Consider the following 14,228-nt stretch of genomic DNA (forward strand, 5'->3'; position numbering starts at 1 on the left):
CACAAGTGTTGAATTCTTATAAAATTAGTTGAAAACATCTATTTTTTTCGTTAGATAAATTGTTTGGTCAATTTTATTGTAAGAGGTGTCTTGCTTTTTTGTACACTACTTTCCTTTTGAAAGAGGATAACGTATGATGACAATGAAGAGGTGGTGTGAATCTATGCGTCTGATTATTTTAGGTGGGAGTGGGTTTGTCGGTCAGGCAATTGCCAATGCAGCTAGCCAAAGACAAATAGCTGTTATTAGTATTTCCAGAGGAGGAAAGCCGAAACATGCATCCTGTATTTCAAAAAAAATCACTTGGGTCTCTGCAGATGTATTTCAGCCGGAAAGCTGGGCAAAATATGTTCGAAAAGGCGATGTAGTAATTGATGCGATTGGTATTTTTTTCCAGCAGTCAAGAAAAGGAATCACGTACAAACGAATGCACTATGAGGCTGCAAACTTAAGTGCACAGATAGCAAAAGACCAAGATGCTTCCTGTTTTATTTATATTTCAGCCGCGCATAGTATTCCTATTTTTAAGGATTATTTTGTCTGGAAGCAAAGAGCAGAAAAAAGTATTCAGGAAATTATGGGAAATGTCTTGATTTTTAAACCGAGTCTCCTGTATAGTCAACATCATCAATACTGGATGGCAAAAGGAATTCTTATGGCGAAAAAAGTTCCAGTACTGCGCTTCTTTTTTAAGAAGATAAATCCAATGGAAATCAATGAATTTGCGAATAGCTTGCTTACCAAGATTAGCTAGAGAGACCATCATAAGGACACTAAAAAGAATGAAGACGGGTGAAGGATTTTATGCAAGCCAATCAATTGACGAATGCGAAGAAGTTTATCCAATTCTCAGATGCAGTGAGAGAGTTTTATACGTATAACAAAGACGGACTGGCAAAAATAGATTTGACAGTGACTCAAGCAAGAACCTTACATGTTCTTTCAGATTTTGAAGGAATGAGTCAGCAGGATGCAAAACGTTTTCTAGCAGTGAGCTCTTCCACGTTATCTGAAATGATTACAGTGCTGGAAAAAAAAGAATTCGTTATCCGGAAAATAAATAAAGAAAACCGAAGATTTACACTTATTTATTTAACTGAAAAAGGGCAGAAGGTCATGACTGAGTTGAATCGATTATTTGAAGAGTATTGTTCAAAAATGACAAAAAAAATGACTCAAGATGAGGTAGAAATATTTGAGCAACTGTTAAATAAATTGACATTGTCTAATAAAATAGAGAAGTAACCGAGAGGGTAGGATAGAAATCATTCTTAACCTTTATTATAAAATTGTAAGAGGAGGTCGGGACAGAAGTGTTCAGCTCCGAGAAATAAGAAGGAATTCACGAAGATTGTTCCTCAAATCTTTGGGAATTTCAGCTTATTTTCGAAGCCTTCAACTCTAGCATGTTCCATGCGTAGAAGTTGTTGAGAGCGAAACGCAGTGGAGATGAGTTGCTTCTGTTCCCGCCGTTTATTAAGATTTTACAAAGGTGTGGAATAACTTAATTAGTTATGTCCCACCTTCGCTCCATTTTTCGTCAAAATGTTCATTTTCTCACAATTGGTTTTTTTAGATAGTTTAAAATAAAAATTGACTATTCATTGAAATAATGGTATTTTTTGAGTATACGGTTCGGAAAACGAACAGTTAAACTTGATTAGTTTGTCAAAGGAGTGGGGAAAATGGGTTTATTTGTGAAAAAAAGAACAATGTGGGCTGTTGGGATACTTTCTATCTTTTTGCTAGTGGGTAGTGGCTGTCAAACAGATGAAAAACGTGCAAATGAAGTGAAGTCGGGAACCTATTCAGCAACAACCAAAGGGTTCCACGCAGACGTGGGTGTCGAGGTAACTGTTGATGATAAGGGGAAAATTACGGAGCTTGTAGCAGATGTTGGTGGAGAAACACCTGAATTGGGTGGGGAAGCTGGACCAAAAGTTGCAAAAGAAATTATTGAGAAACAGAGTTTAGACATAGAAGCAGTATCTGGTGCTTCAATTACGTCAAAAGCGGTTGTTGACGCGACAGAAACTGCATTAAAAGAATCAGGCATGGATACTGAAAAACTAAAAGGCAAGAAGCAAACCGCAGGAGAAAATGAAGAAATTACGACAGATATTGTGGTTGTAGGTGCAGGTGCCTCTGGAACGGCAGCCGCTGCTGCTGCAATTGACGGTGGAGCAAAGGTTGTTATGTTGGAAAAAACAAAAGATGTCGGTGGAATCAGTAAATTTTTTGCTGGCGGTCCCTTTGCGGTAGAATCACATTTACAAAAGGAAGCTGGAAAAGAATATGACATTAAAAAAGAAGATGTGCTGCAAACACTTAATGATTATGCACACTACATAAATTATGGACCTTTGACAAAAGCGATTGTTTATAAATCTGGAGACACGATTGAATGGATGGAAAAATGGGGTGTTGATTTTCATGTAAATGAAGAGACACCGCAAATTGCTCATCAAGATGATGATATGAAATGGCGATTGTACCATTGGTATGATTTATTTAGTTATGAGCCGACAGATAAAGCAGCGATTGATGTTGTTCACGAAAAATTAGCAGATGCCGGTTTAGAGGTTAAATTTAATACGACTGCAGAGAAACTTCTAAAAGATAAAGAAGGAAATGTAATCGGTGTTGAAGCGACAAAAGAAGATGGAAGTAAACTTACAGTTCATGCTAAATCCGTTATTTTAGGAACTGGAGGCTTTGCAGGAAATCCAGATATGATGGAGGAATATTATAACACGGATGCATTAGGTCAATGGGGAGAAGATGGTGCGGGTGTAAAAATGGCTTGGGATGCAGGCGCAGCAAAATGGGATACGGCGTCTTCTTTACTTCACGGAAATGGCATGGTTGCACCAAGCAAAGAATCGGATGTTACTCTTTCAACAAGCCCATTTAATCAAATTGTTCGTTCCCCATTACTGTGGATTGATCGAGGGGGCAATCGCTATTGTAATGAGGAAGCAGTTTGGGATACGGCGCTTTCCTCAAACGCAGCCTATTCTGTCGGAGGAATTTATTACATTGTTGTAGACAAGGCAACGTTAGATAGCTATACAAAAGGAAAACCGCTTGTAATGGATACGGCTGTTGGAGGACCAAATATGGACAAAGCAGATTTTGTAGAGCTAGCAGAAGAGGGAGTAAAGCAAGGGATTATTACAAAAGGAGAAACCGTTGAAGAGCTTGCAAAGGGATTGGATGTTGAAAAATCTACATTGCAAACAACAGTTGAAGACTATAATACTGCTGTCAAAACAAAAGAAGACGCCTATGGAAAATCAAAAGATAGTTTAGTCTATGGGGTAGAAGAAGGTCCTTTTTATGCAGTGAAAATGCAAATTAGTAATCTGGGTACATTAGGGGGCGTTCGGGTAAATGATAAGCTGCAAGCAACGGATGAAAATTTAAAACCTATTTCAGGTTTATACGTTGTCGGAAATGATGCTGCAGGTTTTTATGGAAATAATACCGCCTATCCGCCATATGAAGGTTTAGCTACAGGATTCGCCTGGAATTCGGGACGTATTGCAGGAGAAGATGCTTCTTCAAGACTTAAAGAATAAAAAATAGAAGAGTTGACTCTTAACTAGCCATTCCTAGAGACTAGATAAGAGTCAATTTCTTCGGTGTAAAACAGAGAATAATAAAATCGTTCTTGACCATTAAAATACATACGTTATAATATTTCATATAGCTTTTTTATAAATAGATTTCCAACTGTCTGATAGAGACAAGGAAGAATTCGGAGTGATTTTTGATGGAAAGTACACATATAAAGCGAGTTGGGATATTATTATTTCCCCTAATGCAAGTGTTTTTTTCAGCTTGGGTAGGTCATCAGCACCAGCAAACTGGTAAAATGATGCTCATTGGAAATATATTTTTCTTTTGTTGTTATTTATTTATTCATTTTTTCTTTTTAGATACCTTTCAGAAATTTATAGATAGAGGCAAATCCTTTCCAATTGCTATCTATGGAATCAAAGTAGTCGTAGCGTTTCTTTTTTGGTTTTTAATGGGGAACTATCGAATCAAATATTATTTTTTGGTCTTTTTTTTAGTGGAGCTTTATCAAATCCTTCTTTTCATACCAAAACTAATGCTTGGTCATGACTGGATACATATTGTTGTGGAAAGCTTTTTTGCTGGGATGTTATTTCCTGTACTTCTTGCTCTGGAGAAACCATTTTCTATTCAGCTTCATTTTTTATGGCAATTTATACCTGCTTGTCTCTTCATATACTTAGTGAAGGGAATTGGCAGAAATCTTTCTATTCGTTTAGAGAAAACAAATGTAAAGGGGCTTTCTTTATTAGTTGTTACGGCTGGCTTAATCCTTTTACAATTGTTTACTAAAGGGCTAGTAAATGGACTGCTGTTTTTATTATTGATAGTCGCTTCTTTTGTTGTCTACAAACGTTATCAACAGTCGATTTATAAACAATACATACTTAGTACACTACTTTTTATCGGGACATTTTTGTTATAGTAAGGTGAGGCGGAAAATGAATATACAGAACAAACAACTGAATTTACTCATTGGCTGTGGGCTGATAATTTCTTGTCTATTGGCTCTATTTGGCATCAGTCAATTTGGAGAGCATGTTCAAGCTGAAGAGAAAAGTAGTCTGCAGCTTCAGCAAAAAAAAGAAGCAGAGAAACAACAAGCGCAATTTAATCAAGAAGTTGAGACATTCTATCAGCAAATTCGTACATCAATCGATGAGGAAGAAGCTTTAAATTATGAATCTATCGGGATTAGTTTTTATGATTTATCCAATGAACGAGAAATTTCACTAAACGGAGATGTTGTGTTCGAAGCAGCAAGTACAACGAAAGTGGCACTCGCTATGCTTATTGCTGATATGATTCAGCAAGGGGAGGTTTCGCGTGATAGTGAGCTTACCTATGAGTCAGAGGATTATGAAGACGGGACAGGATTTATTGTCAATCACCAAATTGAAAAAAGCTATTCGATTGATACGCTGGTTAATTATATGTTAGTGTATTCAGATAATATTGCAACCAACATGCTCTATCGAGAAGCTGGTGGAAGACCCGCAGCTAGAAAATTGATAAAAGAAAAGTATTTACCAGATTTTGATGCGACAGATAATTATCTAACTGCAAACCAGGCAAGAGATTTACTTATTCAACTTTATGAAAATTTAGATGAGAATCCTTTGTATACAAAAATTATAGAATCATTACAGCAAACGGATTTTCCTGTTCGATTATCAACAGACCAAACGATAGGTCAATTAGCGCATAAAGTAGGATCAGTAAATAATAGTATCCATGATATTGGCTTGTTTAATGTAGAGCATCCCTATATACTGACATTTTATTCAACGGGACTTACAGATGCAGAAGAAGAAATTTCCAAGCTTTCAGATAAGATTTATCAATTAATGACACAAGAGTATCCGATAGAAAGTAAATAAAATACCTGCTGACTTGTAAATGTATGTAGATAGATACTGACAAGTTAGCAGGCTTTTTTAGAGAAAACGATTATGGTAAAATAGAAGCGATAACCTGACTTCTTTTTGTAGCAACAGGTATTTGTGAAATCTTTAAATAAAAGAAAGCAACTGGGGGATATGATGAATAATAATGATATTTTAATACGTTTACGCTACGCATTGGATTTGAAAAACCAAGAGATGCTGAAAATTTTTCAATTAGGCGGCATAAAAATGGATCAGGAAACACTAGGTGAGTTGTTAACAAAACAGCCAGCAGATGAAGATCTTCCTAGAGATGCTGTTTGTGATGCGAAAACACTAGAGTCATTTTTCAATGGGTTAATTATTTTTAAGCGTGGAAAACAAACAATTAAACCAGGAACGACACCGCCGAATCCTTTCCAAATAACGAATCAGGCGAGTGTAAATAATGTTCTTTTGAAAAAAGTTCGGATTGCTTTATCTATGACAAGTGATGATATTTTAGATGTTTTACGTTTAGCAGAGGTCTATGCATCGCCAAGTGAAATTAGCGCAATTTTACGAAAAGAAGGGCATAGAAATTATGTGGCATGTGGGGATCGATATGCAAGAAACTTCTTAAAAGGATTAACCATTCGATATCGAGAAAATTAAAGTAAAGGCTTAAAAATGTGTGAAAAACATTTTTAAGCCTTTTATACATAAGATTTATCAACTCAAAAGAGAACCTGTGATAAAATAAGAATTATCAAACATAGGAAAAGGTGGGATACTCTTGGAACAACTCGTCGACCAAGATTTATACATAACAATAACAGGCACACATCATTATTTTGGCATGAGTCCTTTTAAAGTAGGAAACTTTTTGTCTTTAGTAAAGGAGCCTGAAAATATTTTTGATGAAGAAGCAATTGCTGTTATGGCACCTGTGATTGGAAAAGTAGGATATGTTGCAAATAGCCCGCATACGCTTGCCAAAGGCTGTTTAAGTGGAGGAAGAATTTATGATTTATTACCAAATGAATGCTTGGTAATTCCTCGTTTCATCACGCAGACAAAAATTATTGCTCGCGTACATCCCGATAAAAAGCTAGTGACGCACACTGAGATTACAATTGCAGATTCAAATGAATTTAGAGAAATGAGCGACTTTTACCGTAAATTAACTGAAGAATAAAAAAGTGAGGGAAGTATATGCACAATAAAATATATTTAGTTGAAGATGATGAAATGATTCGTCAAACCGTATCTACTGCGCTGGAAAAATGGGGATTTACTGTTTTTTGTGTAGAAAATTTTCAATATGTGATGGAGGAATTTCACGAGATTCAGCCAGACCTTGTTTTGATGGATATCTCACTTCCTTATTTCAACGGGTATCATTGGTGTGAACAAATTCGAAAAGTATCTAATGTACCAACGATTTTTCTGTCTTCTGCGAGTGATAAGATGAATATTGTGATGGCGGTAAATATTGGGGGCGACGATTTTATCAGCAAGCCCTTTGATTTAGATATATTAGTGGCAAAGGTGCAGGCTGTTTTAAGAAGAACGTATACCTTCAATGAACATGATCAACAGGTTACCTATAAAGAATGGTCTCTAGAATTAGCAGAAAATCAGCTAGTTTATGGAGACCAAACACTTTCTTTGACTCCAAATGAAACCAAAATTCTGGCGTTGTTGTTTGCAACACCTGAAAAACCAGTCTCAAAGGAAGTCATTATGGAAAAACTCTGGGAAAGCGAAGAGTTTATCAGCAAAAATACGTTAACAGTGAATGTAGCACGTTTGCGAAAAAAGCTGTCTGAACAAGGTATCCCATCGATTATTCAAACGGTGAAGGGGAAAGGCTATATTTTGGTGGCATCAGATGAAGAAAAATAGTGCATTTATTGGTCAACTGATTCGTGATTATATCTGGCAGATACTTCTTTATGTGCTGATTCTTGGGTTAGTGACGGTCACGTTTTATCTCCATAATCTTCCCTGGACAGCTTATCAAGATGCCATTTTATTTTCATTTCCTCTCGTATTCGGACTGTTTATTATAAAGGTGAGCGTGGATTGGTACAAGCACAAAAAGCTTCAACGTTTAGCTGAAAAGGACTGGCAAGTGGAGTCTCTTGATGAGCTTCCTAGGCAAACCCTTTTAGAAAACGATTATGCGCGCTTGTTAGAAAGTCTATCGAATAGAGTCGGGCAAATCAGCTATCAAAAAGAGCAACAGCAAACAGAACTAATCGACTACTATGCGCTGTGGAGCCATCAAATAAAAACCCCATTAGCAGCCTTGGACTTAATGATTCAGGTAGAGGAGAGTCCTAGAAAAAAAGAACTGAAAAATGAAATTTTTAAAATACAGCAATACCTAGATATGATGCTTCAATATTTACGTATGGAGTCGATGGAAAATGATTTTGTTTTTAGAGAGCTATCTTTAGAACAGGTAGTGAAGCCTATCATAAGAAAATTTGCTCCCTTTTTTATTGAAAAGGACTTAGAGCTTGATTTGCAAATTGAAAATGTTCATCTAGTATCTGATGAAAAATGGTTGAGCTTTATTTTGGAACAGATTATTTTTAACGGAATCAAATATACAAAAACAGGGAAACTCACGATTAAAAGTGAAACGCCGTACTCTTTTATGATTCGTGATACAGGACAGGGAATCCTTGAAGAGGACATTCCTCGTGTATTTGAAAAAGGGTATACAGGTCTCAATGGACGAACAAATCAAAAGGCAACAGGTTTAGGCTTGTATATGAGTAAAGAAATTGCAGACAAGTTAGGAATTCAACTGACATTAACCTCTAAGATTGGAAACGGGACAAGTGTCCTATTTTCTTGGAATCAAGCTGGAAGTAAAGAATAAATTCAAAAAGCTGTGAAGACATACTCACTTGGTTCTCAGAGTTACCTATCTCTGCTTTGCCACGTAAATGTTTTCCAGCTTTTTTCATGTAGTCCTACAAAAATGTAAGCTTGTAGCATAGAACTGTTGGTGGTATGAAAGGCTGGTTCTTAGTAGACTAAAAGAGAACAACAGGAGGAGGAACCACTATGGCATTTTTACAAGTGAATCATATTCAAAAAATTTATAGCAGTCGTCACCAAGCAACACAAGTAGAGGCATTAAAAGATGTTACTTTCAGCGTGGAAGAAGGAGAGTACATTGCCATTATGGGTGAATCGGGGTCTGGAAAGAGTACGTTACTAAACATTCTCGCGACACTAGACAAAGCTACAAAAGGCGAGGTTCTATTAGAAAGTCAGGAGCTTAGTCAAATTCCAGAAGGCAAACTTGCACAGTATCGACGGGAGCATCTGGGGTTTGTTTTTCAGGATTTCAATTTGTTAGATACCTTTAGTGTACGAGATAATATTTTTTTACCACTCGTTTTATCTAGAGTAAAAGTACAAGAAATGGAAAAACGCTTGAAGCCTTTAGCTATATCTTTAAAGATTACAGAGTTGCTAGATAAGTATCCTTATGAAATTTCTGGCGGACAAAAACAACGAGTTGCGGTTGCTCGTGCCTTGATTACAAATCCAGATTTGGTTTTAGCTGATGAACCAACAGGGGCGTTAGATTCCCGTTCGGCGGATTCTTTACTTGAGTTATTTGAGGACGTGAATGAAAAAGGTCAAACTATCTTGATGGTTACCCACAGTGCTTTGGCTGCAAGCCACGCAAATCGTGTTCTATTTATTAAAGACGGGCAAGTCTTCCATCAAATTTATCGTGGGCAGCAAAATAATCAGGAGTTTTTACAGAGTATTAATGATACTATGACCGTCCTGCTTACAAAGGGGGCGTAAGACATGTTTTATTTGAAATTAAGCTGGAACAATCTAAAAAAGAATAAAACTACCTATCTTCCGTTCTTGCTTTCAATGATTTTTTTAGTCATCCTGAATTTATTAATGCAGGTGATGATTGGAAACAAAGGAATGCAGACAATTCCAAGAGCAGCAACAGTTCAAAGCATTTTTGGTTTTGGAAATAATGTTGTAATGATTTTTTCTCTTATCTTTGCATTTTATACGAACAGCTTTCTTATTAAACAGCGAAAAAAAGAGCTTGGCTTGTATAATATTTTAGGGCTAGGTAAGAGTTCGCTAGGCTTTATGCTGTTTGTAGAAACAATGCTGAGCATGGTAATTGTGCTGATTACAGGAATAATGAGTGGCACAATTTTTTCGAAATTTTTATTTTTAGTGATGAAAAAGATGACCGGTTTTGGTGAGGATTTCGTCTTTCAGCTTTCTACAACTATGTTTGTTTCTGTTTTTATTTTATTTGCAGGTATTTTTGCTATCTTGTTTTTCTATAATTTTATACAAGTGATAAAAACTAATCCCATTGAGTTGTTGCACGGAGGACAAACGGGCGAAAAAGAACCCAAATCTAGATGGATTTTGTCGTTGGCAGGTGTGGGCTTATTGGGCACAGGTTACTATTTGTCGCTCACGATTCAGTCACCAGTTGAAGCCATACAAATCTTCTTTCTAGCGATTGTTTTTGTAATTGTAGGTACCTATCTTTTAGCGATAACAGGTAGTGTTACTTTATTGAAATTTTTAAAAAATAGAAAAAACTATTACTATAATCCAAAGCATTTTGTGAACGTTTCAGGAATGATTTATCGGATGAAACAAAATGGGGCGGGACTTGCTAGTATTTGTATTCTTTGCACAATGGTGTTGGTGACCGTTTCTTCGACAGCGGGACTGTACTTTGGAAAGGAAAATGTGTTACGAGGACGAAATCCATTTGATGCTTCAATTACCACGCAGGGAAAAGTACCAGAAATTCAAGAAACATTTGAAACTCTTGCAAAAAAGAATCATCTTGAAGTGACAAAAAGTTTTTATTTAGAGCTTCCAAGTAGTATTGGTGTTATAAAAAAAGGAACCACAGTGATACCTATGAAACAAGGAGAAATGAACTTTTCTTCATTTGCGCTTCTTCAGTTTATCCCACTTGATGAATACAACCGTCTAACAGGTGAAAAACAGACTATTTCAGAAAATGAGGTGCTCGTATACGGAGTAGCGGGAGAGTTTGAGGGAGAGGAAATTCAATTTCCTGAAACCACAGTAAAAATAAAACAGCGCATAAAAACGATTAATTTTCTGCCAAGTATAGCGGCTATCTCTCAAGCCTTTTTAATTGTTACTCCCTCGTCAGAGATTTCTAATCAGCTAATTAAGCAAATTGAATTACCTGAAAACTATGAGAAGTCAATTCAGCTTCAATCAGAGATGGCTGGAGATTTTAAGGGGACACAGGAAAATCGTATGGCGTTTATTCAAGCGATGGAAAAATATACAAAACAGCTGAATCAGCCAGAAAGAACGGATTTACCAAAGCCAAGTATGGCCTATGCAGAATTTTCTTCCATTGATATGGATCGATTAGAGACCAATGCCTTTGTTGGCGGATTTTTATTTATCGGGTTAATTTTTGGGCTCAGTTTTACTTTAGCTACGGCGTTAATTATTTATTATAAACAGATATCAGAAGGCTATAGCGATGCACGAAGATTTGAAATTATGCAAAAGGTTGGGATGAGTCACAAAGAAGTACGTCAAACTATTGTCAGTCAAATTTTAATGGTCTTTTTGTTTCCTATTACATTAGCGGCAATTCATCTAGCGTTTGCCCTGCCAATCATTCGTAAAATACTTGTGTTGTTTGGTTTGACAGATAACCAGCTCATCACTATCGTAACAGTGATTTCGGTTGTACTATTTACCGCTTGCTACCTATTAGTTTATCTGTTTACGTCAAAAGTTTATTATCGAATTGTAGAAAGAAAATAAGAAGATGAGGGTGGGGTATAACTAATTAAGTTATACCCCACCTTTGTAAAATCTTAATAAACGGCAAAAAAATGAACTCGTCTTACTCTCAATTATTCTCCACGTGTCTGCTCATAATACTCTTCAAAAATCTGATGAATCTGTGGATGGGTCTTTTTCAGACGAATTAGACGCTGTGTTTCAGCAGATAAAAAGCAGTGGCTGCTGGTACCGGTAGTCAATACTTTTTCACTATTTTCTGGATGAATCGTATAGTCAAATGTGAGTCTTGTGCCTGTATAGGACTGAATGGAGATGGCAATCCGAATATCATCACCAAATCGAATCATTTCTTTATAGGTACAAGAAACATCCAGCACAGGAATAATAATTCCTGCCTCTTCAATTTCCTTATAGCTACAGCCAAGATAATTCAGCAGCTGAACTCTGGCTTCTTCAAACCAGCGAATGTAGTTGGAATGATGAACAATCCCCATCTGATCTGTTTCATAGTAATGCGGGCTTCTTAGATAGCCGGGGTAAGTTGACATAGATAGCTCTCCTTTTCTACTTTACTAAAACTAGCATAACGAGAATTAAAAAAGAAAGCAAGTTGAAAAAAATTATCATTCTCAATAATAAACTCCAATTGAGAATATCAATGTTTTGTATACGTATGTTTGGGAATATAATTTCAGAATAATTTAAATTAATTCTAAAAAGCTATTGACTTTTCAACCGATAAAAGGAATAATTTTAGTATAGTTGTTACTATAGAATTTATATTATCTGGGAGGAAAAATACATGTCATTAATTGGAAAAGAAATCGAAGAATTTGCAGCAAAAGCATTTCACAAGGGAGAATTTATTGATATTCAGTCAGAAGATTTAAAAGGTCACTGGAGTGTTGTTTGTTTCTACCCAGCCGATTTTACATTTGTATGTCCGACTGAATTAGAAGATTTACAAGAACAATATGGTACATTAAAAGACTTAGGTGTGGAAGTTTATTCTGTTTCAACAGATACACACTTTACACATAAAGCTTGGCATGATCATTCTGATGCGATTAGTAAAATTGAATATATTATGATTGGTGACCCAAATCATAAAATTACACAAATTTTTGATGTATTGGATGAAGAAGAAGGACTAGCACAACGTGGCACATTTATTATTGATCCTGATGGTATCGTTCAAAGTATGGAAATCAATGCAGATGGTATTGGACGCGATGCCAGCATTTTAGTTGATAAGATTAAAGCGGCTCAATATGTTCGTAGTCATCCAGGTGAAGTGTGTCCTGCAAAATGGAAAGAAGGCGCTGAAACATTGAAACCTAGCTTAGATCTTGTAGGAAAGATTTAAGGGGGAGAATAGAATGGCCTTAGAAGCAGATATTAAACAACAACTTGCTCAGTATTTAGAGCTGTTAGAAAAAAATCTTGTGCTGACCGTTAGTGCAGATGACAGTGAAAATGGAAAAGAAATGGTTGCTTTTGTCGAAGAGATTGCAGAAATGACGCCAAAAATTCGCGTTGCGTCTGGTACACTTGCAAGAACACCTAGTTTTAGTGTGAACCCAGAGGATGAAGATAAAGGGATTGTCTTTGCCGGCATTCCTTTAGGACATGAGTTTAATTCTTTAGTACTGGCACTCCTACAAGTAGGCGGACGTGCGCCAAAAATTGAAGAAGCAGTTGCTAAACGAATCAAGACTATTTCAAAACCATATCATTTTGAGACATATGTCAGCTTAACTTGTCATAACTGTCCAGATGTAGTCCAAGCATTGAACATTATGAGTGTGTTGAATCCAAATATTACACATACCATGATTGATGGCGGTTTTTTCAAAGAAGAAGTTGAAGCAAAAGAAATTATGGCAGTTCCAGCAGTTTTTCTAAATGGAGAATTCTTTGCTAGCGGACGTAGTTCATTAGAAGAAATCTTACAACAACTGGAAGGCTCAGATGTGAGTACGGAAGAATTCGATGCCAAAGCGCCTTATGACGTCTTAGTTGTTGGTGGTGGTCCTGCAGGTGCGAGCGCTGCAATCTATGCGGCACGTAAAGGAATCCGCACAGGGATTGTTGCTGAAACATTTGGTGGTCAAGTAATGGAAACATTAGGTATTGAAAATGTTATTGGAACAAAATATACCGAGGGACCTAAGTTAATTGCTTCTATTGAAGAGCATGTGAATGATTATGATGTAGACGTCATGAAGCTGCAGCGTGCTAAAGCAATTGAGAAAAAAGACCTTATTGAAGTGACTTTGGAAAACGGCGCGACTTTAAAAACAAAAACAGCGATTCTTGCTACTGGTGCTCGCTGGCGTAATGTCGGAGTTCCTGGAGAAGCAGAGTTTAAGAATAAAGGAGTGGCATATTGTCCTCATTGTGATGGTCCTTTATTTGCTGGAAAAGAGATCGCTGTCATTGGCGGAGGAAATTCAGGGATTGAAGCGGCGATAGATTTAGCTGGCGTAGTTAAACATGTTACTGTTTTGGAATTCATGCCTGAGCTAAAAGCAGATAGTGTCCTTCAAGAACGACTCCATTCACTGCCAAATGTTACCGTTCTAAAAAATGTTCAAACTAAAGAAATTACTGGTGACAGCAAAGTCAATGGAATTACGTACATTGATCGTGTGACGAATGAAGAAACACACCTTAACGTAGAGGGTGTATTCATTTTGATTGGCCTTGTACCCAATACTGAATGGGCAAAAGAAACCATCGAGTGCAACCGATTTGGCGAAATTACAGTAGATAAAAAAGGTGCGACAAATGTACCAGGGATATTCGCAGCTGGGGATTGTACAGATAGTGCCTATAAACAAATTATTATTTCAATGGGCTCAGGTGCGACAGCCGCTTTAGGTGCATTTGATTACATGATGCGAAATAGCTAAAAGCTACGAGAAGAAATCGAAGATGGAACAGAAG

General features: G+C 36.7%; 14 protein-coding genes. 13 read left to right on the top strand and 1 reads right to left on the bottom strand.

Features of this window, described 5'->3' with window-relative positions:
- Positions 1–133: 133 nt before the first annotated feature.
- From I589_RS12835 to I589_RS12885, 11 genes are all read left to right on the top strand, one after another.
- Positions 134–754: an NAD(P)H-binding protein gene (locus I589_RS12835; RefSeq protein ID WP_081628321.1), complete on the top strand. Its 621-nt coding sequence runs from the start codon at positions 134–136 to the stop codon at positions 752–754.
- A 50-nt stretch (positions 755–804) separates the two neighbouring features.
- On the top strand, positions 805–1,245 hold the full coding sequence (locus I589_RS12840) for a MarR family winged helix-turn-helix transcriptional regulator (protein WP_010768200.1): 441 nt from the start codon (positions 805–807) through the stop codon (positions 1,243–1,245).
- 440 nt (positions 1,246–1,685) lie between these two features.
- A complete protein-coding gene (locus I589_RS12845; RefSeq protein ID WP_010768201.1) occupies positions 1,686–3,581 on the top strand; it encodes an FAD-dependent oxidoreductase in 1,896 nt (631 codons plus the stop codon).
- Positions 3,582–3,775: 194 nt separating this feature from the next.
- Positions 3,776–4,507: a hypothetical protein gene (locus I589_RS12850; RefSeq protein ID WP_010768202.1), complete on the top strand. Its 732-nt coding sequence runs from the start codon at positions 3,776–3,778 to the stop codon at positions 4,505–4,507.
- A 16-nt stretch (positions 4,508–4,523) separates the two neighbouring features.
- The gene (locus tag I589_RS12855) at positions 4,524–5,462 is read left to right on the top strand and encodes a serine hydrolase (protein WP_010768203.1); all 939 of its coding nucleotides are present in this window, start codon (positions 4,524–4,526) and stop codon (positions 5,460–5,462) included.
- Positions 5,463–5,624: 162 nt separating this feature from the next.
- On the top strand, positions 5,625–6,122 hold the full coding sequence (locus tag I589_RS12860) for a YehS family protein (RefSeq protein WP_010768204.1): 498 nt from the start codon (positions 5,625–5,627) through the stop codon (positions 6,120–6,122).
- Positions 6,123–6,243: 121 nt separating this feature from the next.
- Entirely contained in the window at positions 6,244–6,645 is a 402-nt protein-coding gene (locus I589_RS17925) for an HIRAN domain-containing protein (protein WP_010768205.1), read from the top strand.
- A gap of 17 nt (positions 6,646–6,662) precedes the next feature.
- On the top strand, positions 6,663–7,355 hold the full coding sequence (locus I589_RS12870) for a response regulator transcription factor (protein ID WP_010768206.1): 693 nt from the start codon (positions 6,663–6,665) through the stop codon (positions 7,353–7,355).
- The gene (locus I589_RS12875) at positions 7,342–8,343 is read left to right on the top strand and encodes a sensor histidine kinase (RefSeq protein WP_010768207.1); all 1,002 of its coding nucleotides are present in this window, start codon (positions 7,342–7,344) and stop codon (positions 8,341–8,343) included. The genes I589_RS12870 and I589_RS12875 overlap by 14 nt, the downstream gene beginning before the upstream one ends.
- A 188-nt stretch (positions 8,344–8,531) precedes the next feature.
- Positions 8,532–9,290, top strand: a complete 759-nt coding sequence (locus I589_RS12880) for an ABC transporter ATP-binding protein (RefSeq protein ID WP_010768208.1) — start codon at positions 8,532–8,534, stop codon at positions 9,288–9,290.
- Between the two features lie 3 nt (positions 9,291–9,293).
- On the top strand, positions 9,294–11,297 hold the full coding sequence (locus I589_RS12885; protein WP_010768209.1) for an ABC transporter permease: 2,004 nt from the start codon (positions 9,294–9,296) through the stop codon (positions 11,295–11,297).
- A 92-nt stretch (positions 11,298–11,389) separates the two neighbouring features.
- Here I589_RS12885 and I589_RS12890 read toward each other — a convergent pair whose 3' ends face one another.
- Positions 11,390–11,827: an acyl-CoA thioesterase gene (locus I589_RS12890; RefSeq protein ID WP_010768210.1), complete on the bottom strand. Its 438-nt coding sequence runs from the start codon at positions 11,825–11,827 to the stop codon at positions 11,390–11,392.
- A gap of 254 nt (positions 11,828–12,081) precedes the next feature.
- On the opposite strand from I589_RS12890, the gene ahpC reads away from it, so the two are divergent.
- Both ahpC and ahpF read left to right on the top strand, forming a co-directional pair.
- A complete protein-coding gene (ahpC, locus tag I589_RS12895; protein ID WP_010768211.1) occupies positions 12,082–12,645 on the top strand; it encodes an alkyl hydroperoxide reductase subunit C in 564 nt (187 codons plus the stop codon).
- A 13-nt stretch (positions 12,646–12,658) separates the two neighbouring features.
- Positions 12,659–14,194 carry an alkyl hydroperoxide reductase subunit F gene (gene ahpF, locus I589_RS12900; RefSeq protein WP_010768212.1) on the top strand — a complete coding sequence of 512 codons (1,536 nt, stop codon included), beginning with the start codon at positions 12,659–12,661 and terminating at the stop codon, positions 14,192–14,194.
- The last annotated feature ends 34 nt before the right edge of the window (positions 14,195–14,228 follow it).

This window comes from Enterococcus phoeniculicola ATCC BAA-412, assembly GCF_000407505.1.
Taxonomy (GTDB): Bacteria; Bacillota; Bacilli; order Lactobacillales; family Enterococcaceae; genus Enterococcus_K; species Enterococcus_K phoeniculicola.